The 20,873-nt window shown below is 69.2% G+C and carries 20 protein-coding genes and 1 pseudogene; 12 read left to right on the forward strand and 9 right to left on the reverse strand.

From position 1 onward, the window contains the following. The first annotated feature begins 93 nt into the window (after positions 1 to 93). Together P3L18_RS24305 and purE are read left to right on the forward strand one after the other, a co-directional pair. A complete protein-coding gene (locus P3L18_RS24305) occupies positions 94 to 1,287 on the forward strand; it encodes a 5-(carboxyamino)imidazole ribonucleotide synthase (protein ID WP_276115522.1) in 1,194 nt (397 codons plus the stop codon). After that, on the forward strand, positions 1,287 to 1,856 hold the full coding sequence (purE, locus tag P3L18_RS24310; RefSeq protein WP_006367430.1) for a 5-(carboxyamino)imidazole ribonucleotide mutase: 570 nt from the start codon (positions 1,287 to 1,289) through the stop codon (positions 1,854 to 1,856). The genes P3L18_RS24305 and purE overlap by 1 nt, the downstream gene beginning before the upstream one ends. A 32-nt stretch (positions 1,857 to 1,888) precedes the next feature. On the opposite strand, the gene P3L18_RS24315 is transcribed toward purE, so the two are convergent. From P3L18_RS24315 to P3L18_RS24330, 4 genes are all read right to left on the reverse strand, one after another. Continuing rightward, positions 1,889 to 2,731, reverse strand: coding sequence for a dienelactone hydrolase family protein (locus P3L18_RS24315; RefSeq protein ID WP_079929300.1), 843 nt, complete (start codon positions 2,729 to 2,731; stop codon positions 1,889 to 1,891). Next, positions 2,728 to 3,102, reverse strand: a complete 375-nt coding sequence (locus P3L18_RS24320) for a nitroreductase family deazaflavin-dependent oxidoreductase (RefSeq protein ID WP_006367428.1) — start codon at positions 3,100 to 3,102, stop codon at positions 2,728 to 2,730. Before P3L18_RS24320 ends, P3L18_RS24315 begins: the two co-directional genes overlap by 4 nt. 80 nt (positions 3,103 to 3,182) lie before the next feature. After that, positions 3,183 to 3,896 (reverse strand): TIGR03089 family protein, encoded by a 714-nt coding sequence (locus tag P3L18_RS24325; protein ID WP_079929301.1) that lies wholly within the window; start codon positions 3,894 to 3,896, stop codon positions 3,183 to 3,185. Positions 3,897 to 3,952: 56 nt separating this feature from the next. After that, entirely contained in the window at positions 3,953 to 6,013 is a 2,061-nt protein-coding gene (locus tag P3L18_RS24330; protein WP_276115515.1) for an LCP family protein, read from the reverse strand. Between the two features lie 253 nt (positions 6,014 to 6,266). Between P3L18_RS24330 and rfbD the strand changes: the two genes are divergently transcribed. From rfbD to P3L18_RS24345, 3 genes are all read left to right on the forward strand, one after another. Further along, positions 6,267 to 7,241: a dTDP-4-dehydrorhamnose reductase gene (rfbD, locus tag P3L18_RS24335; RefSeq protein ID WP_276115516.1), complete on the forward strand. Its 975-nt coding sequence runs from the start codon at positions 6,267 to 6,269 to the stop codon at positions 7,239 to 7,241. A gap of 71 nt (positions 7,242 to 7,312) precedes the next feature. Continuing rightward, positions 7,313 to 8,212, forward strand: a complete 900-nt coding sequence (locus P3L18_RS24340) for a glycosyltransferase family 2 protein (RefSeq protein ID WP_172398767.1) — start codon at positions 7,313 to 7,315, stop codon at positions 8,210 to 8,212. Between the two features lie 56 nt (positions 8,213 to 8,268). Continuing rightward, complete coding sequence (locus P3L18_RS24345) at positions 8,269 to 9,339, forward strand: NDP-sugar synthase (RefSeq protein WP_231387033.1); 1,071 nt, start codon at positions 8,269 to 8,271, stop codon at positions 9,337 to 9,339. Positions 9,340 to 9,407: 68 nt separating this feature from the next. Here the strand turns inward: P3L18_RS24345 and P3L18_RS24350 are convergent, their stop codons facing one another. Continuing rightward, entirely contained in the window at positions 9,408 to 10,058 is a 651-nt protein-coding gene (locus P3L18_RS24350; protein ID WP_014359594.1) for an O-methyltransferase, read from the reverse strand. Between the two features lie 250 nt (positions 10,059 to 10,308). On the opposite strand from P3L18_RS24350, the gene sigE reads away from it, so the two are divergent. From sigE to tatB, 4 genes are all read left to right on the forward strand, one after another. After that, positions 10,309 to 10,914: an RNA polymerase sigma factor SigE gene (sigE, locus tag P3L18_RS24355; protein WP_006367420.1), complete on the forward strand. Its 606-nt coding sequence runs from the start codon at positions 10,309 to 10,311 to the stop codon at positions 10,912 to 10,914. Between the two features lie 157 nt (positions 10,915 to 11,071). Then, positions 11,072 to 11,647, forward strand: a complete 576-nt coding sequence (locus P3L18_RS24360) for a hypothetical protein (RefSeq protein WP_276115518.1) — start codon at positions 11,072 to 11,074, stop codon at positions 11,645 to 11,647. 3 nt (positions 11,648 to 11,650) lie between these two features. Then, positions 11,651 to 13,276 (forward strand): trypsin-like peptidase domain-containing protein, encoded by a 1,626-nt coding sequence (locus P3L18_RS24365; RefSeq protein ID WP_276115519.1) that lies wholly within the window; start codon positions 11,651 to 11,653, stop codon positions 13,274 to 13,276. Between the two features lie 42 nt (positions 13,277 to 13,318). Then, positions 13,319 to 13,792 (forward strand): Sec-independent protein translocase protein TatB, encoded by a 474-nt coding sequence (tatB, locus tag P3L18_RS24370; protein WP_014359597.1) that lies wholly within the window; start codon positions 13,319 to 13,321, stop codon positions 13,790 to 13,792. Positions 13,793 to 13,825: 33 nt separating this feature from the next. Here tatB and P3L18_RS24375 read toward each other — a convergent pair whose 3' ends face one another. The 4 genes from P3L18_RS24375 to P3L18_RS24390 all read right to left on the reverse strand — a co-directional run bounded on the left by P3L18_RS24375 (position 13,826) and on the right by P3L18_RS24390 (position 18,250). Further along, the gene (locus tag P3L18_RS24375) at positions 13,826 to 14,968 is read right to left on the reverse strand and encodes an Mrp/NBP35 family ATP-binding protein (RefSeq protein WP_026920206.1); all 1,143 of its coding nucleotides are present in this window, start codon (positions 14,966 to 14,968) and stop codon (positions 13,826 to 13,828) included. An 87-nt stretch (positions 14,969 to 15,055) separates the two neighbouring features. After that, the gene (locus P3L18_RS24380) at positions 15,056 to 16,099 is read right to left on the reverse strand and encodes a lytic transglycosylase domain-containing protein (protein ID WP_276115520.1); all 1,044 of its coding nucleotides are present in this window, start codon (positions 16,097 to 16,099) and stop codon (positions 15,056 to 15,058) included. A 331-nt stretch (positions 16,100 to 16,430) separates the two neighbouring features. Then, the gene (locus tag P3L18_RS24385) at positions 16,431 to 16,964 is read right to left on the reverse strand and encodes a DUF1003 domain-containing protein (RefSeq protein ID WP_079929307.1); all 534 of its coding nucleotides are present in this window, start codon (positions 16,962 to 16,964) and stop codon (positions 16,431 to 16,433) included. Next, complete coding sequence (locus P3L18_RS24390; RefSeq protein WP_079929308.1) at positions 16,961 to 18,250, reverse strand: CBS domain-containing protein; 1,290 nt, start codon at positions 18,248 to 18,250, stop codon at positions 16,961 to 16,963. Before P3L18_RS24390 ends, P3L18_RS24385 begins: the two co-directional genes overlap by 4 nt. Before the next feature lie 102 nt (positions 18,251 to 18,352). Between P3L18_RS24390 and P3L18_RS24395 the strand changes: the two genes are divergently transcribed. The 3 genes and pseudogenes from P3L18_RS24395 to P3L18_RS24405 form a co-directional block, all read left to right on the forward strand. Continuing rightward, positions 18,353 to 18,841 (forward strand): general stress protein, encoded by a 489-nt coding sequence (locus P3L18_RS24395; protein WP_006368495.1) that lies wholly within the window; start codon positions 18,353 to 18,355, stop codon positions 18,839 to 18,841. 205 nt (positions 18,842 to 19,046) lie between these two features. Beyond that, positions 19,047 to 20,519, forward strand: coding sequence for an extracellular solute-binding protein (locus P3L18_RS24400; protein ID WP_276115523.1), 1,473 nt, complete (start codon positions 19,047 to 19,049; stop codon positions 20,517 to 20,519). Beyond that, positions 20,516 to 20,873, forward strand: a pseudogene (locus P3L18_RS24405) (sugar ABC transporter permease); the annotation flags it as partial. The gene P3L18_RS24400 and the pseudogene P3L18_RS24405, both read left to right, overlap by 4 nt.

A 20,873-nucleotide genomic window follows, 5' to 3' on the forward strand; every position in this document is an offset into this window, starting at 1 on the left:
AGCTCATCCGACGGTGGCGCTGCCGACGATCTCGGCGCGCCGAGGACCCCTCCCGCTCCTGGTTCCGCGCGTGCCGGCGGCACCTTCGCCTGTATGCCGACGGTCACCATGATCGGCGGTGGACAGCTGGCACGGATGACCCATCAGGCGGCCATCGCGCTCGGTCAGTGCCTGCGTGTCCTCGCGGCCGGTCCCGACGATCCGGCCGCGCAGGTCAGTGCCGACGTGGTGCTGGGATCGCACGACGACCTCGACGATCTGCGCCGCGCCGCCGCGGGTGCGGTGGCGTTGACCTTCGACCACGAGGGCGTCCCGCTGGCACACCTGCAGGCGCTCGAGGCCGATGGCGTGTCGGTGCTGCCGCCGTCGAAGGCGCTGCATTTCGCCCAGGACAAGCAGGCGATGCGCGTCCGGCTGTCGGAGCTGGGACTGCCGGTACCCGACTTCGCGGATCTGGCAGGCGATCTCGGGTTGGCGCGTGGCCGTCTCATCGACTTCGGTGACCGGCACGACTGGTCGATCGTGCTCAAGGCGGTCCGTGGTGGATACGACGGTCGCGGGGTGTGGATTCTCGACGACCGGGACGCCGCGTTGGCGGTCTTCGACGAGCAGTTCGATGTCGGGGTGGATCTGATCGCCGAGCAGAAGGTGGCCATGCGTCGCGAGTTGTCGGCGATGATCGCCCGATCGCCGTTCGGCCAGGGCGCTGCGTGGCCGGTGGTGGAGACCATCCAGCGCAAGGGGCAGTGCGCGGTGGTGCTGGCGCCCGCACCAGATCTCGACCCCGACCTCGCCGCGGCGGCGCAGGAGATGGCGCTGCGGCTGGCACGCGAACTCGGGGTGGTCGGGGTGATGGCGATGGAGTTGTTCGAGACCACCGAAGGCACGCTGCTGGTCAACGAACTCGCGATGCGTCCGCACAACAGCGGCCACTGGACCATGGACGGGGCGGTCACCTCGCAGTTCGAACAGCATCTGCGCGCGGTGTGTGACTATCCGCTCGGCGACACCGCCCCGAGTGCGCCGTTGACCGTGATGGCCAACATTCTCGGCGCGCCGGATGCGCCGTCGATGTCGATGGACGAGCGGCTTCATCACCTGATGGCGCGGATGCCGGACGCGAAGGTGCACCTGTACGGCAAGGGGGAGCGGGCGGATCGCAAGATCGGGCATGTGAATATCGTCGGGGCACGCGACGACGACCTCGCGACGGTTCGGGAGCGTGCCGAGCGGGCGGCGCACTGGATGTCGCACGCGGTGTGGACCGACGGATGGGAAGGGCACTGATGAGCGAGCAGACCGAGAGCGGGGCGCAGGTCGACGACACCCGGGCCGACGACGCCCGGGCGGATGTGCACCGCGCCCGGGTGGGCCTGATCATGGGCAGCGACTCCGATTGGCCGACAATGCAACTCGCTGCCGAAGCGCTCGCCGAGTTCGACGTGCCGTTCGAGGTGGGCGTGGTCTCGGCGCACCGCACCCCGCAGCGGATGCTCGACTATGCGACCGGTGCCGCCGACGCCGGCATCGAGGTGATCATCGCCGGCGCCGGTGGTGCCGCGCACCTGCCGGGCATGGTCGCCGCCGCGACCCCGCTGCCGGTGATCGGTGTGCCGGTGCCGCTGCGTCATCTCGACGGACTCGATTCGTTGCTGTCGATCGTGCAGATGCCGGCGGGTGTGCCGGTGGCGACGGTGTCGATCGGCGGCGCCCGTAATGCGGGGCTGCTCGCGGTCCGCATCCTCGGGGCCGCCGATGCCGCCCTGCGCGCACGGATGTCGGCGTTCCAGTCCGGTCTCGAGCAAATGGTCCTCGACAAGGACGCCGCCCTGCGTCAGAAGCTGCTGGGCGACTGATACGCGGGGTCCGGGCGCCTCAGCCGGGCCGCTCAGCCCGGGGATTCCGGACCGCGATCGAGTTGCAGTCGGCGGGTGAGGAAGTCGAGAACCTGGTCGAGGGCATCGCGGGTCGGCGCTCCGGGTTCGTCGACGAGATCGATGGTCAGTGCCGCGTGCGGCGTCGGCATCGGCGAATCAGGGTTGGCCGCCGAGTCCGGTAACTCGATCGAGATGAATGCGTCGCCGAGTAGGCGTCGCAGGTTCTCGAATCGCGACGGTGGGGACATCCGATCGCCCTCGAAACGCACCCCCATCACCTGTAGTCCGGCCGCGCATCGGGTGGCGACGGTGGCGAGGTCGGCGTCGGAGACGTCGATCGAGCGAGCCCTGCGCGGCGTGATCGCAAACGGCAGTGATGGTTGGGCCAGCACCGGGGCGAGCAGCCGCTCGTCGGTGGCCATGCCGAGGGCGAAGCCGCCGGTGAAACACATCCCGATCGCGCCGACCCCGACGCCGCCGCAGCGCCGGTGCTCGTCGGCGGCGAGCGCGCGGAGCCAGTCGACGATCGGTGAGGTCTTTCCGGTCGCGAGGACCGAGAACTCCCGGGAGATGCACGCCTTGGCGATGGTCCCGACTATTTCCGTTGCGGCCCTGAGGGTTCCGCGTGCGTCGGGGGAGGGGTCCCGACCGTCGACGCCGTACACCGACGGCATCACCGCGGTCGCACCGATGTTGGCGACGCGCCGCGCGAAATCTGCCACATCCGGGGAGATGCCCGGGATCTCGGCGATGATGATCACCGCCGGACCGGTGCCCTTGCGATACACCCGCCGCGTCGTGCCGAGGTAGGTCTCGTCGGCTACCGAGAAGTCGTCGAGCGAATCGTCGGTCATGCCGGCTCCAGGGTGCCGATGAGGACCCACGCGAACGCCGACGCGAACGGACGCGCACCACGGACGACGTCGGGGGAATCCGCCGGGATGATCCGGGGCCGCACCAGATGGAAATGCTTCCCGCGCCGGGTGATGTCGCAGCCGCCGGCGGCGAGGACGTTACGCACCCAGTCGGTATCGCGTCCGTAGGCCAGCACGACGGCGAGGGTGTCGCCGCCGGCCCAGGCAAGCACCGGCGTTCGATAGCGACGCCCGGAGCTCCGTCCGGTGTGCTCGACCATTGCCCACGGCGCCAGGTGCGGCGCCCACAGGCGCTGGATCGGGTTGGTGAGGCGTTTGTTGACACGGGCCAGGGTGGCGGGCAGCTCCATGAGACCACTGTGCCGTATGGCGTGAGAACGCTGTGCCGTATGGCGTGAGAACGCTGTGCCGTATGGCGGGCACGCGTGTGTCAGGTCAGGACGACCCCGGCGCGTTCGGTGGTGGCGCGCGCGGACTGGTCGCCGTCCGGGTTGGCCACCCACACGAGCCCGGCGCCCACCGACAGCGGTGCCAGGAAATGGTCGACGATGCCTGCGGCGCTTGCCCATTCGAGGGTGGAGAGCACCCGGCCACCGGGCGTGATGCCGGCGCCGGCGGCGGCCGCGTGCGCGGTGTCGAGCACCTCGGTTGTGGTGCGGCCGTCCAGGGCGCCACCGGCATGAGCCGGTCCGGCGAACTGATCGCCGTGGATGCGTACGCGGGTGCCGTAGTCGGACACGCCGGGCGGGAGGCCGGGGACCGGCATGGCGAACGGGTCGAGTGGCGCGACGATCAGGTCCTCGATGTCGGGATGGGCGTCGACGTGGTCTCGATCGGTGAATCCGACCGTGGCATCGCAGAACAGGTCGGCCTCGGCGCGGGTGTGCACCTCGGCGCCGGCCCACCAGCAGCCGAGCAGGATGCCCGCGGTCTGCCAATGTTCGGGAAGGTCGACGATGACGGGATCGCCGGGCTCGAGCAGCACTTCGTCGACGAGGAGGTTGGCGGTCTTGGCCGCCCAGTTACCCAGGGTCGCCCAGCTGAGCTCGGTGCGTTCGCCGGTGGCGTCGTCGTAGAAGGTCAGTGCGGGACGCGTGTGGTCGTCGATACCACCGAAGACGGCGGCGGTGATGGTGGCGGTCATCGGTTCATTGTCTCGTCGGGCGCGGACGACGAGATCGACGGGTCACCGACGGCCGGTCAGTTGACACACATCGGCCCGTCGGAGCCGGCGGTGATCGCCGAACTCAGTGCCGGGGTCGCGGTCCCGCCACCTGCGGATTCGCCGGAGTCGTCGCCGCTCGAGCCGCCGCCGATGTCCGAGACCGAGCCGGGACCGCTGTAGGTGTTGGTGAGCACGGCCCGCAACTCGTGGTCGCCGAGTGTCGGATCGGCTGCGACGGTCAGTCCGCCGAGGTCCTTGGCGAGCAGGCGCGCACCGGGATCGTCGGCCGTCTTCGCGAGGACCACCGAATCGCGCTCGTTGCCCGGATTGCTGAGGAGTTTGCCCGCCTGATAGCCCTTGGCGGTCAGGATGCCCGAGACGTTCTTGGCCAGTCCGTCCACCGTGCCGGCATTGTTGACGTCGACGGTGTACTCGGGACGTCCGGTGTTGCGGGAGGGATCGAGCAGGGAACTGGTGTAGGCCCGGACTTTTGCCGGGTCGACGGTGACCACACTCTGCTGCCCGTCGTCGCTCCACCCGTGGTCGTCGATGATGGGGATCGTCGCGAACTTCACGCGGCCGCCGCTGAGATCCTTGAGTTGCTCGGCGAAGGTCAGGACGTCCCAGTCGTCGTCGATGACCACCGACCGCGACACCGCGGCCTGCAACTGGTTGAGCTTGGTCGGGTCGGTCAGGGTGCCGGCCGACAAGATCTTCTGGGTCAGCGAGGCCATGTACGCCTGCTGGCGGGTGATCCGGTCGAGGTCGCCGCGCGGGAGGTCGTGGCGCTGCCGGACGAAGCTCAATGCTTGTGGGCCGTTGAGGGTTTGGCGTCCGGCGGGGAAGTGGGCACCCGAGAACGGTTCGTTCACGGGGTTCTTGAGGCAGACGTCCACGCCGCCGACGGCGTTGGTGAGCAGCACGAAGCCGAGCAGGCCGACCTCGGCGTAGTGATCGACGTGCACGCCGGTGAGGTTCGCGACGGTGTCGATCAGTGCCTCACGGCCGGCCTGGGTGCCCTCCCGTTCGGCCTGCGCCTCGCTCTGCCCGGCCTCGACGGCCTTGCGCCGCACGCCTTCTCGGGTGGTGCCGTAGGCCGCGTTGATCTTGCTCATCCCGATTCCCGGGACGTCGACGTAGGAGTCGCGGGGAATGGAGATCGCCGTTGCCGACGACCCGTCGTTGGGGACCCGGATCAGCAGGATGGTGTCGGTGTTGGTGGAGATGTCGTCGCCCGAGCGCAGCCACCGTAATTCCTGGGCCGAGAGCGGGTTGCCCTTGGCGTCGGTGCGCGAGTCGGTGCCGACCAGCAGGATGTCGGTGGCGCCGTCGTCGGCGCCACCGAGCGCGAGGCCGCCGAGTCGGGTGATGTCGGACTCGAGGTTGTTGATGCTGCTCCAGGCGTATCCGGTGCACACCAGCACGATCACCGAGAGCACCGCGATCAGCCCGCGGGCCGCCGCGCGTCCACCCCGCCAGCCCGACAGCACCCCGCCCCCGCGCGGAGGCGCCGGCGGCGGCCCGGGTGTCTCCGGTTCGACCAATGCGTCGGGTGCGGCAGCGGCGGTTGTCCTCGCGCCCGGCTTGGGGGCGGGTCGGTCGGCACCGGTCGGGCGGGGCTTGCGTCGGACCGGTTGCTTGGGTGCGGATCCCTTGTTGTGAGCGGAGTCCTTCTTGGGTGCGCGGTTCCCGGGTGCCGCAGCCGGCGACGCATCACCGGCCGCGCGTTGCGCGTTCGGCTTCGCCGCCTGCGCATTCGGCTTCGCCGCCGGGCGCCCCTGCGCCGGGCGCTGTCCCGGCGGACGTCGCCGACGCGGCCGTTCGGTGGACTCGCTGTGGTCGTCATCGACCGAATCGTTTGCGCGCGTGTGGATCTCGCCGGATGACCGTTGTTGGGGGCCCCGTACGCGGTCCGGATCCGCCGGGCGCCTGCGTCGCGTGCCCTCGGCGCGTGGTGCGCGTTCGGCGTGCTCGCCACGCGGAGGTCGGGGGCGTTCGGACGCCGACTCGTCGGTCCGGGGGCGGCGCGCGCGGACCTCGTCGCCACGCGTGTGACCGGCAGGTCGTCTACGCGCACCATCGGGGCGGGAGTCCACGAGTGGGCAGTCCTTTACGGTCGTGGCTGCCGTCGTGCGGGGCAGCAGTTGCCTGAGTGTCAGGCGTTTCTGATGTGGTTTACGTCCGCCAAGGCTACTGAAGGTGGTGGTGAACTCGGCGTCGCACACGCCGAGCGATCGCGGACGGTCGCGCGTTCTCGCCGGACACCGAACGGGTGGTGATCGCCACACTCACCGCCGGTGTGCGTGCGCCGGAGTGGTGGCATGAGCGCGGGCCGGGCACACTGACCGCGTGCGCAGCGATTCCGGCATCGATCCGCAGCCGGCCGAACCCCGCCCCGTCGGTACCGTGTGGCTGCTCGGCGCCGCGGGACAACTCGGCACCGCCCTGCGCGCGCAGGCCGGTCCGGACAACACTCTTGTGCCGCTCACCTCCGCCGACGTCGACCTCGCCGACGCCCCCTCGATCCGCTCCGCACTCGCCGGGGTTCGCGAGGGTGACGTCGTCCTCAATACCGCGGCCTACACCGCCGTCGATCAGGCCGAATCCGAACCCGAGAAGGCCGCGGCGGTCAATGCCGTCGCGCCCGGGATCCTCGCCGAGATCACCGCGGCCTCCTCTGCGTGGCTCATCCACGTCTCCACCGACTACGTGTTCGCCGGCACCGGCATGCGTGCGCAACCCCTCGAGCCCGACGACACCGAGCCCGACGACACCGGCCCCGAGTCCACGCCGCCGAGCGTGTACGGCGCCACCAAACTCGCCGGTGAACGCGCCGCGCTCGCCGCCGACCCGTCGTCGACGATCGTGCGGACCGCGTGGGTCTACACCGGCGGCCCCGACAGCCCGGACTTCGTCGGCACGATGCGTCGCCTTGAGCAGAGCCGCGACACGGTCTCCGTCGTCGACGATCAGGTCGGCTCGCCCACCTACGCTCCCGACCTCGCCGCCGGACTCTGGGAGCTGACACGCCACGGCCACCGCACGCCCGTCGCCGGGGCGATCCTGCACGCCACCAATGCCGGCGCCGTCACCTGGTACGCGGTGGCGCGCGCGGTGTTCGCAGGTGTCGGCGCCGACCCGGACCGGGTCCGGCCGTGCACCACCGCCGAATTCCCGCGGCCCGCACCGCGCCCCGCCTACTCGGTGCTCTCACCGCGCTCGTGGCGCCACGCCGGGCTCACCCCGCTGCGCGAGTGGTCGGTCGCCCTGGCCGATGCCCTGGACGTCGACGCCGCTCGAACCGGCACTGTGCAGGCGCGGTGACCTCGACCACAGCGGGCGCCGCACAGCCCGGACGAATGGGACGGACCCCGACGGTTGGCTACGCTGACCCGGTGACCTCGAAGCTGGCCGTGGTGACGGTGACCTATTGGTCGGGCGACCACCTGCAGACCTTCCTGCGGAGTCTGGCGCACGCCACCTCCTCCTCGCCGCGCGTGGTGATCGCCGACAACGGGTCCGGCGACGGCGCACCCGAAGCCGCCGAGCGCGAGCACGCCAACGTCACCCTGGTCCACAGCGGCGGCAATGTCGGGTACGGGGGCGGCATCAACCGAGCGGTCGCCGAACTCGACGACGACGTCGAATTCGTCATGATCGCCAACCCCGACGTCGAATGGTCACCGGGATCGATCGACGAGCTCGTCGCCGCGGCGGCGCGGTGGCCGCGGGCCGGCGCGCTCGGTCCCCTCATCCGTGAGCCCGACGGCTCGGTCTACCCGTCGGCACGGCGTGTCCCCGACCTCGTCTCGGGCACCGGGCATGCACTCCTCGGTGGCATCTGGAAGTCCAACCCGTGGACCGCGGCCTACCGCGCCGACGACGTCGAGCCCAGTGAACGTCCGGTCGGCTGGCTGTCCGGATCGTGTCTGCTGGTGCGCCGCACCGCTTTCGACGAGATCTCCGGATTCGACGAGCGCTACTTCATGTACATGGAAGACGTCGACCTCGGCGACCGACTCGGTCGCGCCGGCTGGCTCAACGTCTACGTGCCCGGGGCCGAGGTCGTCCACACCAAGGGTCACAGCGCCGACAAACGTCCCGAGGCGATGCTGCCCGCCCACCATCGCAGTGCCTACCGCTTCCAGGCCGACCGTCATCCAGGGGTGTTGCAGGCGCCGCTGCGATGGGCATTACGGGCCGGGCTGGCGGTGCGGTCACGTCTGGCCGTACGCGCCGCGGCGCGTACCACGTCGTCCCACGATCATCCACATTCGGAGAGGAACACCCCGTGATGCAGTTCTCGGTGAACAACCCCGCGGTCAGCGCCGACGATGTCCCCGACATCGACATGTCCGATGTGCAGGCTGTCGTACTCGTCGGCGGCAAGGGCACCCGACTCCGTCCGCTGACCCTCTCGGCGCCCAAGCCGATGCTGCCGACGGCGGGACTGCCGTTCCTCACCCACCTCCTCTCGCGCATCCGCAAGGCCGGCATCCGCGACGTCGTGCTCGGGACGTCGTTCAAGGCCCACGTGTTCTCCGAGTACTACGGTGACGGCTCCAAACTCGACCTCAACATGCGGTACGTCACCGAAGAGGAGCCGCTGGGCACCGGTGGCGGTATCCGCAACGTGCTCCCCGAACTGACGGCGTCGACGATCGTGGTGTTCAACGGTGACGTCCTCGGCGGCACCGACGTCCGCCACGTCGTGGCCACCCACCGCGAGTCCGACGCCGACGTCACCCTGCACCTCGTGCGGGTCTCCGACCCCCGAGCCTTCGGGTCCGTGCCCACCGACGAGACCGGCCGCGTCACCGCCTTCCTGGAGAAGACCCAGGACCCGCCGACCGACCAGATCAACGCGGGCACCTACGTTTTCCGCCGCTCGGTCATCGAGGACATCCCCGCCGGTCGCGAGGTGTCGGTCGAACGCGAGGTGTTTCCCGGCCTGCTCGCCGAGGGCCGGCACATCCACGCCTACGTCGACCACGCCTACTGGCGCGACATGGGCACCCCCGAGGACTTCGTCCGCGGCTCGGCCGACCTCGTCCGCGGCATCGCGCCGTCACCGGCCCTCGGTGATCGCCACGGCGAATCCCTGGTCCACGAGGGTGCCGGCGTCGCGCCGGGAGCAGTGCTCATCGGCGGAACGGTCGTCGGCCGCGGCGCCGAGATCGGTCCCCGCGCCCGACTCGACGGTGCCGTCGTCTTCGACGGAGCCGTCATCGAGGCCGGCGCGGTCGTCGAACGCAGCATCGTCGGCTTCGGTGCCCGCATCGGCCCCCGCGCCCTCATCCGCGACACCGTCATCGGCGACGGCGCCGAGGTCGGCGCCCGCTGCGAATTGCTGCGCGGAGCGCGGGTATGGCCCGGCGTCCAGATCCCCGACGGCGGTCTGCGCTTCTCGACCGACGTCTGACAACCCGCCGCGGTCATCTCATCGCGACTTCGCCGCGGTCAGGTCATCGCGACTTCGCCGCGGTCAGGTCATCGCGACTTCGCCGCGGCGAGCACCCCGGGGCCCAACGGGATCACCACCGGCAACAACCGGTCGTCGTCGGCCACCAACATCGCGGCCTCGCGGGCCGCAGCGGTCATCGGGTCGGTGCGCGCCGGATCGGCGACCGCACCCTGGGCTGCCGCGTCGTGGATGACCAGCATCCCGCCGGGCCGCAGCATCCGCACCGACTCGGTCACGAACCGGGGCATGTCCAGCCGCGGTCCGTCGATGAACACCAGGTCGTAAGAGCTGTCCGACAGTCGCGGCAACACATCACGCGGCGTGCCGTTGATCAGCCGCGTCCGACCCGGCGCGATGTCGGCGCCGGCGAACGACGCCCGCGCGGCCTGATGGTGTTCGAGCTCGGGGTCGATCGTGGTCAGCACCCCGTCGGTGGCCATTCCGGCCAACAACCACAGCCCGCTCACCCCGGTACCGGTGCCGATCTCGGCGACCGCATGCGCATCGACTGCTCGGGCGAGTACCGCAAGCAATGCGCCGACCGACGGACTCACCGGAATCGCGCCGAGTTCGATCCCGCGGGCACGCGCGGCGACCAGAGCGTCGTCCTCCACGATCGCCGACTCGGCGTAGTCGATCAGTGCCACCCGCGGGTCGCTCGGCTGGGTATCGGTCATGCTCGCAAGGTTAGACATGCCCGGTGCAAAGAGCCGACGGCACGCCCGGATTGCCGTATCGCACCTCGGGGTTTGCTTCCTCAGACAACACTCAGGGCCCTCATACGGCGACCACACCACGATGGGAGAGGGTGAGGGCATCGAATCGGATACAGGGGGGAATACCACCACCCGGTGTCCGGTTCAGTATGGTGAATCCATCCGGCGTCACCGCGATGATGGTTTGTGAGAAGGGAACCGGCCACCCACGATGAGCGACCACGAGGCGTCCGCAGACATTGCCCCCGGCGGAACCGCGGGATTCGATGCCACCGGAAACGACATGCTCATGCCGTCCTGGGACGAGTTGGTCCGCGAGCATGCCGACCGCGTCTACCGGCTCGCCTACCGGCTGTCCGGTAATCAGCACGACGCCGAGGACCTCACCCAGGAGACCTTCATCCGGGTCTTCCGGTCGCTGTCGAACTATCGCCCGGGAACGTTCGAGGGCTGGCTGCACCGCATCACCACCAATCTCTTCCTCGACATGGTGCGCCGGCGCAACAAGATCCGCATGGAGGCACTGCCCGAGGAATACGACCGCGTGCCCGCCGACACACCCGACCCGCAGCAGATCTACGCCGATGCGAACCTCGACGGCGATCTGCAGGCCGCCCTGGACTCGTTGAGTCCCGAGTTCCGTGCCGCCGTCGTCCTGTGTGACATCGAAGGGTTGTCGTACGAGGAGATCGCCGCGACCCTCGGGGTCAAGCTCGGCACCGTGCGCAGTCGCATCCACCGCGGACGTCAGACCATCCGCGACTTCCTCCTCGCCCGTGGCCACAGCGACCGCCGCTCGGTCGCGGTCGGTCACTGAGTCCAACGTCGACATCGGCCGCACCGAGGACCATCGAGGACCCACATCGACGTGACGTCCGCCGGGAACCCCACCGACCGCGCAATCGTTGGGACTTTCGGTAGGCTGGGGCGTCGTCCCCGCCGAAAGCCGGGGTCACGACGGGGGAGAAGGGGTGATGAACACGATGATGGACGGCTCACAACGACGGCCGGACGCGAGTGCCGCGACCGATCGGCTCGAGCACCCGGACAATCTCCGCCGACGCCGCGCCTGGAATCCGGCGGCCTGGACGCCCGCGCGATCCTCCTTCACCCCGAACCGCCGGCCGAGCGCTCCGCGGGACCGGCGATTCGCCCCCACCGAGCACCTCGCACCCGAGGCGGTCGCCGCCTACGTCGACGAAGAACTCGGTATGACCGCCCACATGCGTGCCACCCACCACCTGGCCCTGTGCCCGGAATGCGTCGCCGCCGTCGAGGCCCAGACCGCAGCCCGTACCCGCTTGCGCTCCTCGGGCACCATGCCCATCCCGACCGGTTTGTTGGGCCAACTCAGTCAGATCCCGACTCGCGAGTTCGACATGACCGATCATCGCGACCCGACACGACCGATCGACGGCGCCGAGCGCGGCGCTTCCCGCCGCACTCACCCCGGCCGCGTGCCCACCGGTGAGCCGACGCCCATGCCCGGCCACAACTCGCCCGGTCACGACTCGAACCGGGGTCGCATGCAGCGCTGGCGGGGCCGCTGACACGTGGATTCCGACGCCTCTCAGCCAGACGCCTCCCAGCCCAAGTCCTCCCAGCCCGACTCCTCCCCGACACCCGAATCCCCGACACCCGCAGCCCCGAGAACCGAAGCACGTCCGAGCACGCCCGCCACACAGTGGTCGGCGCCGGCGGCCGACGAGGCCGGTGGCGCGCCCGGTAGCGGCCCCGGGAGTGACAAGGTCTCGCGCGTTGTCCGGCATGCACCGGTCTCACCGGCGACGGCCCAGGTCTTCGGTCGCCCCTCCGGAGTAGCAGGCTCCTTCGCGCCCGGCGCGGCGGTACCCGACCGTCCCGCACCCGCCGTCGGTCCGCCGGATCCGGTTCTCGCCGAGGCCTTCGGACGTCCTGACGGTAGTGACGAGACCTTGCAGCGCGACCCGCTGGCCACCTACGGCACTCCCGACGAACCCGCACCGCCGGCCGACCCGTGGCGCGATCCGGAGAGCCCGGCGACGCTGGCCCGGCCTGCGGTCGCCGAATCCGCACCCGCGAATCCCAGCGCCCCCGGCCCCAAGCTGGGCATCCGCGAGGTCCTGCTCGGCCGTCGGATCGCGTGGCACGCGCTGGCGGCGCTGGCCGTGATCGCGCTGCTGATCGGCGTCGTCGGTGGACTGATGGGCAGGTTCACCGCGGAGGTCGCGGCCCCGCTCAACAGCAATACCGTCGAACTGTCGACCCAGGGTGACGACAACGGCGACGCACCGCGGTCGTCGGTGGCCCGGGTGGCGCAGGCCGTGGAGAAGTCGGTCGTCGCCGTCGACGTGCGACTGTCCAATGGATCGGCCACCGGGTCGGGCTTCGTCATCGATCGCAACGGCTACATCCTCACCAACAACCACGTCATCTCACTCGCCGCGTCCGACCGGACCGCCAAACTCGAGGTCGTCTTCTCCGACCGCAACCGGGTACCCGCCCGCATCGTCGGACGTGACCCGAAGACCGATGTGGCCGTGCTCAAGGTCGACAACGTCGACAACCTCACCGTCGCCCAACTCGGCGATTCCAACGACCTCCAGATCGGCGAGGAGGTCGTGGCCTTCGGCTCCCCGCTGGGCCTGGATCGCACCGTGACCAGCGGCATCGTCAGCGCCCTGCGTCGCGCGGTGCCGCTGCGCCCGGATTCGGAGTCCGACACCGACGCCGTCATCGACGCCATCCAGACCGACGCGGCGATCAACCCCGGCAACTCCGGTGGTCCGCTGGTCGACGCGCAGGCCAAGGTGGTGGGTATCAACACTGCCGGGCTCGTCCCGGGCGGTGGCTCGATCGGACTCGGGTTCGCCATCCCGATCGGTGAGGCGGTGCCCATCGCGCAGGCCCTGATCCGCGACGGCAAGGTCAACCACCCGCAGATCGGCGTGAACGCCAGCGACGTCCGCAACGACCGGGTGCTCGGCGCCCAGATCCGCAACGTGGTGGCCGGCGGCCCGGCCGCCCAGGCCGGGCTGCGGGAGAACGACGTGATCGTCTCGTTCAACGGCCGCACCATCGAAAGTGCCGACGAATTGACCGTCGCCGTGCGCACCGCGAAGATCGGGGAGCCGGTCAAGTTCACCTACTGGCGCGACGGGCGTACCTTCGAGGGCACGATGACGCCCGCGAGTGACTGAGAACGTCCACCACCAGCGGACGCGCGAGAGCGGGGAAGTGCCATGTTCGACAGTGTGGGTTGGGGAGAGATCTTCATCCTGATCGTCGCCGGACTCGTCATCCTGGGACCGGAACGGTTACCCGGAGCGATTTCGTGGACGATGCAGTCGCTGCGCAAGGTTCGCGAGTATGCGACCGGCGCGACCGATCAGCTCAAGAACGACTTCGGTACGGACTTCGACGACCTCCGCAAACCGCTCGCCGATCTCAACGAGCTACGCGGCATGACACCGAAATCGATGATCACCAAGCATCTGCTCGACGGCGACGACTCGGTCTTCAAGACCTTCACCGATGCCGGTTCGGTACTCAAGTCGGCCACCGACACCCCGCCGATCAAGCCGGTGTCCAAGCCCATGCCCGACGGCCCCGTCGGTGAGCCCGGGCCGTCGCTGAGGAAGCCGAGTGCCGCGGACTCGTCCGAACACCGGCCCGCACGCGGTCATCACGACGTCTCCGATTGGGACGCAACGTGATTCGCTGATCGACGAAGTATCGGCGAGCGAACGTCAGTGCCGAGTGGTGTCGATGCCCAGGCTCATGCCGGCCAGGCCGCGACGACGGACCGCGAGTTTGTCGGCGATCGCGCGCAGTGCCGATCCGGACGCGGAGTCGGGCGCGGCGAGCACGACCGGTGTGCCCGCATCACCGCCCTCCCGCAACGCCGGTTCGAGTGGCACCTGGCCGAGGAGATCGACCTGCGCGCCGACCATCCGGGTCAGCCGGTCGGCGACCGTCTGGCCGCCACCGGAACCGAAGGGCTCCATCCGTGTGCCGTCGGGCAGTTCCATCCACGACATGTTCTCCACGACGCCGAGGATCTTCTGCCGGGTCTGTAGGGCGATCGCGCCGGCACGTTCGGCGACCTCGGCGGCCGCCTGCTGTGGGGTGGTGACCACCAGGATCTCCGCACCGGGGATCAGCTGGGCGATCGAGATCGCGACGTCGCCGGTGCCGGGCGGCAGATCGAGCAGCAGCACATCGAGGTCACCCCAGTACACGTCGGCCAGGAACTGCTGCAGTGCCCGGTGCAGCATCGGTCCGCGCCAGGTGACCGGGGTGTTGCCGCTGGTGAACTGGCCGATCGAGATGAACCGCACGTCGTGGGAGATCGGCGGCATGATCATCTTCTCGACCTGGGTGGGCTTGGCGTCGCTGCCGAGCATCCGGGGCACCGAGTGGCCGTAGATATCGGCGTCGAGCACCCCGACAGACAATCCGCGCTCGGCGAGCGCGCAGGCGAGATTGACGGTGACCGACGACTTGCCGACGCCGCCCTTGCCCGAGGCGACGGCATAGACACGGGTCAGCGATCCCGGTTGGGCGAACGGGATCACCGGTTCGGCGGAGTCACCCCGCAGCTTCTTGCGGAGCTCGGAGCGTTGCTCGTCGTCCATCACGTCGAGGGTCACGCGTACCTCGCCAACCCCTGGCACGTCGGAGACCGCGGTCTGCACCCGGCCGCTGATCTCGCCGCGCATCGGGCAGCCCGAGGTCGTCAGGTACACCGCGACGTCGACACTGGCGTCGTCGTTGACGGCCACCGATTTCACCATGCCGAGATCGGTGATGGGTTTGCCGATCTCCGGGTCCCGCACCTTGGACAAGGCGGCGCGGACCGCGGATTCGTTGGGCGTCACTGCTGTAGTCATCACCTGCCAGCTTAACCGCCGGTGATGACGTGGCCGTCGGAGTGACCCCTCGGCGCACCCGCGGTCAGTCTCTCGCCGCCAGTCCGATCAGCGAGCCGGGGTGGTCTGCGGGGTCACTCGCGGGGGCGGTGCCGGTGCCGGCGCGGGCGGCTGACCGGGCAACGTGATCCCCGGTGGCAGACAGATCATGCCGAGGCACTGCTGGCTCGGGGTGGTCGTCGTCGGGGCCGAGGGACCCGATGAGGGTGCACCGCTCGACGGGGAGGACGGACGGGACGGGGAACTCGACGACGAACTCGACGGCGGGCGCATCTCCGGGATCGGGGTCGTCGGCATCACTCCGGTGGCATACGCCGCCGCCCAGGCCAGCACGTTCTGCGCGTACGCCAGGGAGTGGTTGTATCGCATGACCGCGGCGACCTTGTTGCTGTCGGCCATGATGTCGGACACGCCCGCGCACAGATAGCGCGCCGCCGAGTAGGTGGCGTCGAAGATGTTGTTGGGATCGGCCTTGCCGTCTCCGTTGCCGTCGCTGCCCCAGGCGGCCCAGGTGCTCGGGATGAACTGCATCGGTCCCATCGCCCGCGCATGCGATCCGTCCGCGTTGCGGATGACCTCGTTGCCCGCCAGTGAACCGTCGAGCACCGGCCCCTCGATGGGGACGAGGGTGGTTCCGTACTGGTCGACATCGCCGTTGTCGGCGTGATTGGACTCGATGCGTCCGATGCCGGCGAGCAGGAACCACGGGATCTTGCACGCCGCGTTCTCCGAGGCCTCTCGGTCGGCGGCGAGTTTGTATGCCTGCAACACGATTCCCGGGATGCCGAGCGGCCCCGATGGCAGATCCGCCGACAACCGGAATTGCGGCGCCACGTCGGGAGAGGCCGGACGGGCAGCCGGAGGGGCGAAGCCCAGCAATGAAACAGGTTGTGCGGCAGCGATTCCCGCCACATCGATCGGGGCGTTCGCGGCGAGTGGGATGCCACCGCCGTCGTGGGCGCTCGAGGTGGCCGCACCCAAGACCATCGCGCCGACGAGGAGACTGCCTGCGCCGACCGACAACGTTCGCCGGGTCAGCGTCGAACCACGATGCGGGCCGCGGGACCGGTGGAAGGGATGGGGCACCCTCATCGCGGGTCCCCGTGGTCGTGGGTTTGTCCCGTGCGCACTGTGCGCGCCATCGATCCGCGCCGCGCTGCGCTGCTGCTCCCCGTACGCGCTGTCTGCCCTGTCACGTCGTTCACTCCGTTGTCAACGTCCACCCGTCGTCGCCCCCCGAGAGAGCGGATGCGGTCGGGCCGGGTCCCGTGGGTGACACGAGCGGCAGCCGACCGGCACTGTGGTCCACCATACATATGGGTCGGATGTCCCAGTCGGTGAACTCAGGGATTGAAGCCCGGGGATCACCCTGACACGGGGAACGACCGACCCGAACGTGTAGTCGGTGGTCTCGGGTGCGGTGTTACGCCCGGTCGGGGCCACCTCGTCGGGAGACGTGATCCGACGGCTGGTCGAGGTCGCGGTTGGCCAGCCGGTCGACGAGGTCGTCGAGCAGGTCGTCGAGTTCCTTGCGCAGGTAGTCGCGGGTGACGGTGTCGCCGACGGCCAGGCGCACCGCCGCCAGCTCACGGGCGAGGAACTCGGTGTCGGACTTGGTCTGCGCGGCCCGGGTGCGATCCTCCTCGAGCGCAACCTTGTCGCGGTTCTCCTGACGGTTCTGCGCGAGCAGGATCAGCGGCGCCGCGTACGCGGCCTGGGTGGAGAAGGCGAGATTGAGCAGGATGAACGGGTAGGGATCCCATCGAAGCGAGACCGCGAACAGGTTGATGGCGATCCACACCACCACGATCACGGTCTGGATCGCGAGGTAGCGGCCGGTTCCGAGGAATCGGGCGATGCGTTCGCTGTAGACGCCGACGACGTCGGAGTCGAGGTTGAAGGCCGGACGTCGACGCTCGCGGGGGGTGTCCAGCCTGCGGCCCCGGGGTTCGCTCACGACCGCACCTCGTCGGGCTGATCGATCGGCTCGGTCTCGCGCCAGTCACGTGGCAGCAGTTGATCGAGGAGGTCGTCGACGCTGACCGCGCCGAGCAGGTGGTGCTGATCGTCGACGACCGGCCCGCACACCAGGTTGTAGGTTGCAAAGTAGCGGGTCACGGTCTCCAGGGAGTCCTCCGGTCGTAGGTGGGCGAGATCGGTGTCGAGGATGCCACCCACGATGTTGGCGGGTGGCTCCCGCAGCAGCGCCTGCACGTGCACGCAGCCGAGGTATTTTCCGGTGGGCGTGGAGGTCGGGGGGCGGACGACGAAGACCAGACTCGCAGCGGCGGGATTGATGTCGGGGTCGCGGATCCGCGCGAGCGCCTCGGCGACCGTGGTCGCCGGGGTAACGATGATCGGCTCGGAGGTCATCAGTCCGCCGGCGGTGTCGGGGGAGTGGGTGAGCAGTCGCCGAACCGGCTCGGAATCCTCCGGGTCCATGCGCGCCAGGAACGACTCGGCCTCGGTGTCGGAGAGCTCGCCGAGCAGGTCGGCGGCATCGTCGGGATCCATGGCCTCGAGCACGTCGACGGCGCGATCGAGTTCCAGATGCGACAACAAATCCTTCTGATCGTCGGGCGGCAACTCCTGCAGCACGTCGGCCAGGCGCTCGTCGTCGAGGGCCGAGGCGATCTCGTCGCGACGCTTGACGGGCAACTCGCGCAACGCATTCGCGACGTCGGCGGCACGCATGCCCTCGAACTGCAGGAGGGCTTGTGCCACCCCCTGTCCGGGCAGGTCGAGGCTGCTCTGCGTCATACCGTGCACGTTGGACCACTCCACGACGTGGGTCTCGCCGCGGCGCAGCCCCCGTCGGCCGGAACGCACCGCGACGCGGGCCACCACCCAGTCGCGGGTACGGGTGCGCTCGATGCCGAGGTCGACCACGGGCACATCGATTCCGGCGAGATCGGGCAGATCGGGGTCGACGACGCGGACCCGCGTGTCGAGGATCTGCCCGATCGCCAGTGCCTCACCGGGGCGCAGGTGCAGTCGGCGCAGGCTGACCGTTCCGGTGTTGAGTGTCACCGCATTGGGTTCGATCGAGGTCACCCGGAGCATCGGGACGAAGATGCGTCGCCGCGTGGTCAGTTCCACCGCGAGTCCGAGTGCGCGCGGCTGTTGGCCGGGCAACCGCACCGAGATCACCGCGTCGCGCACACGCCCGATCGATTCACCGTCCGGGCCAAGGACGGCCAATCCGACTAACCTGGCCACGAACACCTTGCTCACCGCCGACATGGGAGTAAGGGTAGTGGCATCGCACCGGGGACGAATGCATGCCGGCGGCGGGTCGAGGACCCGAGGCCGGTCGCGGACCCGACTGACCCGCAAGGAGTGAGAATGACCAATCCCATGCAGCCGTCGCGGCAGACGCCGGGACTGCCGACGCCGCCCAAGGGTTGGCCGATCGGCTCGTATTCGACCTACGCCGAGGCTCAGCGTGCGGTGGACTACCTGTCCGACGAGCACTTCACGGTCGAGGACGTCACCATCGTCGGCGTCGACCTGATGCAGGTCGAGCGCGTCATCGGACGGCTGACCTGGGGCAAGGTCATCGGTGGCGGCATCGTGTCGGGAGCGTGGCTGGGTCTGTTCTTCGGCTTGCTGGTCTCGATCGTCGTCTCTGGAAATCCGCTGGTGCCGATCCTCTTCGGTCTCGTCGGCGGTGTCATCTTCGGTCTGATCTCGGCGACCATTCCCTATGCGGCGACCCGCGGTCAGCGAGATTTCGCCTCGACCATGCAATTGGTGGCGGGACGTTACGACGTGCTGTGTGATCCCAAGAGCGCGGAGAAGGCGCGGAACATGCTGGCCCGACTGAACCCCTGAGACGGTTCACGCGATCCCCGGCCTGATCGGCTCGCCGTGATCCACGTGATCAACACGGTCTCGAATTGGCACGGCCGCACACATTGTGTTGCCCGTCACATACATGTCGGGATAGCGTAACCTCCGAGACGGCCATGATCGCGTCGCGCACAACGCGTCGGCGTCGTCATGTGCACGACATGGAGGAGGCCGCGTGCGGCGCAGGATGGGCGGTGCGAGTCGTGACCCCGGTGACGGGTCGCGAAACCGGAAGTCGTCTTTGGGGATCCGCGGCAAGGTGGTCATCGCCGCGGCTGCGCTGGCCACGCTGGCGCCGATCGTGACGGCCTGCGGCTCCGGGTACGAGGCAGGCGTGCTGAACCTGTATCCGCCTGCCGATGGCGCGGATTCGGTGAAGGTCCAGGCGGACAAGTGCTCCAAGGAGTCCGGGGGCGAATACCGGATCGTCACCACTGCGCTGCCCAAGGCGGCCGACGATCAGCGTCTACAACTGGCCCGACGCCTGTCGGGCAACGATCACAGCCTGGACCTGATGGGCATGGACGTGGTGTGGACCGCCGAGTTCGCCGACGCCGGTTGGCTGGTCCCGGTGCCCGATGATCTCGTCGCGCAGGTCACCGCGCGCACGCTCGGGGGTCCGCTGGAGACAGCGCAGTGGAAGACCCCCGGTGATGTTGCCCAGCGCCTCTACGCCATCCCGATCTGGACCAATACGCAGTTGCTCTGGTATCGCAAGGATGTTCTCGCCGATACGGTCCGCCAGTCCGCCGCGACCAACTGGGAGCGGATGCTCGAACAGGCCCAGGTCAGTCTCGGCAAGGGCGGTCCCGGCCAGATAATGGTGCAGGGCAAGCAATATGAAGGTCTGATGGTGTGGTTCAACTCCGTGTTGGCCAGTGCCGGTGGCCAGATCGTCGATCCCGACAACCCCAGCAAGGTGACGCTGAACGACACCCCGGCGCACCGTGCCGCGACGGTCAAGGCCCTGCAGATCCTCAAGGCGGTTGCCACCGCGCCGGGCCACGATCCGTCGCTGACCAACGGTGATGAGACCAGCTCGCGCCTCGGCATGGAGAACGGATCGGCGCTCTACGAGGTGAATTGGCCGTTCGTGCTCGCCTCGATGCGAGAGAACGCGTCGGCGGGCAGTGTCCCGTATCTGACGGATCTGCAGAAGTACAAGAGTCTGTTCGCCGACCCGAACAACTCGCCCACCGACGCGCAGTTGGCGCCGGTGACCAAGGCCGTGCGCCAGAAGTTCGACTTCCGGCCGTATCCGGGGGTGGGTGATCTACCCGCCAAGAGCACGCTGGGTGGACTGAACATCGCCGTCGCCAGCACCTCGCAGCAGAAGGATCTCGCGTTCAAGGCGGCGATGTGCCTGACGAGCGCCGACGCGCAGAAGTACTACAGCCTCAACGCGGGTACGCCGCCGGTGATCTCGTCGCTCTACTCCGACCCGGAGTTCCGGGCGGCCTATCCCATGGCCGACGACATCAAGCTGCAGCTCGAACCCGATCACGCGGCGCTGCGTCCGAAATCGCCGCAATACCAGTCCATCTCGACGCTGGTTCAGGCCAAGCTGTCACCGGTCGGGGCGTGGGACCCACAGAATCTGGTCGATCAGCTCGCCGATGCGGTACAGAAGGCGATCAACGGGGAGGGCATCATCCCATGACCAACGACGACAACGAGGCCTCACGCCGCGGCCGGCACGCGATGCCGGAGGGCGAACAGCCCACGGCCCCAGCCGAACCCGGTCTCGACGTGACCGCTCCGCACACCTTCGGGCCCACCGTGCATTCCCCGGTGTGGGAAGCGCCTGCGGAATCACCGGCGGTAGGCCGGGTTCCGGATGCTGATGCAGCCGGCTCGACGCGGGCCGCACCGGCCACCGCAGTGATCGATCGCCCTGCGCCGGCGGCCGCCGCCCCGAAGCGGAGTGAGGGTAAGCGGGCGGAGCGTCGGTTGGCGTTCTGGTTGGTGTTGCCTGCGGTGGTGATGATGGCGGTGGTGACGGGGTATCCGATCA

The sequence above is a fragment of the Gordonia sp. N1V genome (genome assembly GCF_029269935.1).
Taxonomy (GTDB): Bacteria; Actinomycetota; Actinomycetes; order Mycobacteriales; family Mycobacteriaceae; genus Gordonia; species Gordonia polyisoprenivorans.

Coding starts and splice junctions, on each gene's coding strand:
- P3L18_RS24305 (WP_276115522.1), top strand. CDS start 94: ATGCCGACGGTCACCATGATCGGCGGTGGACAGCTGGCACGGATGACC.
- purE (WP_006367430.1), top strand. CDS start 1,287: ATGAGCGAGCAGACCGAGAGCGGGGCGCAGGTCGACGACACCCGGGCC.
- P3L18_RS24315 (WP_079929300.1), bottom strand. CDS start 2,731: ATGACCGACGATTCGCTCGACGACTTCTCGGTAGCCGACGAGACCTAC.
- P3L18_RS24320 (WP_006367428.1), bottom strand. CDS start 3,102: ATGGAGCTGCCCGCCACCCTGGCCCGTGTCAACAAACGCCTCACCAAC.
- P3L18_RS24325 (WP_079929301.1), bottom strand. CDS start 3,896: ATGACCGCCACCATCACCGCCGCCGTCTTCGGTGGTATCGACGACCAC.
- P3L18_RS24345 (WP_231387033.1), top strand. CDS start 8,269: ATGTCCGATGTGCAGGCTGTCGTACTCGTCGGCGGCAAGGGCACCCGA.
- P3L18_RS24350 (WP_014359594.1), bottom strand. CDS start 10,058: ATGACCGATACCCAGCCGAGCGACCCGCGGGTGGCACTGATCGACTAC.
- sigE (WP_006367420.1), top strand. CDS start 10,309: ATGAGCGACCACGAGGCGTCCGCAGACATTGCCCCCGGCGGAACCGCG.
- P3L18_RS24360 (WP_276115518.1), top strand. CDS start 11,072: ATGAACACGATGATGGACGGCTCACAACGACGGCCGGACGCGAGTGCC.
- tatB (WP_014359597.1), top strand. CDS start 13,319: ATGTTCGACAGTGTGGGTTGGGGAGAGATCTTCATCCTGATCGTCGCC.
- P3L18_RS24375 (WP_026920206.1), bottom strand. CDS start 14,968: ATGACTACAGCAGTGACGCCCAACGAATCCGCGGTCCGCGCCGCCTTG.
- P3L18_RS24380 (WP_276115520.1), bottom strand. CDS start 16,099: ATGAGGGTGCCCCATCCCTTCCACCGGTCCCGCGGCCCGCATCGTGGT.
- P3L18_RS24390 (WP_079929308.1), bottom strand. CDS start 18,250: ATGTCGGCGGTGAGCAAGGTGTTCGTGGCCAGGTTAGTCGGATTGGCC.
- P3L18_RS24395 (WP_006368495.1), top strand. CDS start 18,353: ATGACCAATCCCATGCAGCCGTCGCGGCAGACGCCGGGACTGCCGACG.
- P3L18_RS24400 (WP_276115523.1), top strand. CDS start 19,047: ATGGGCGGTGCGAGTCGTGACCCCGGTGACGGGTCGCGAAACCGGAAG.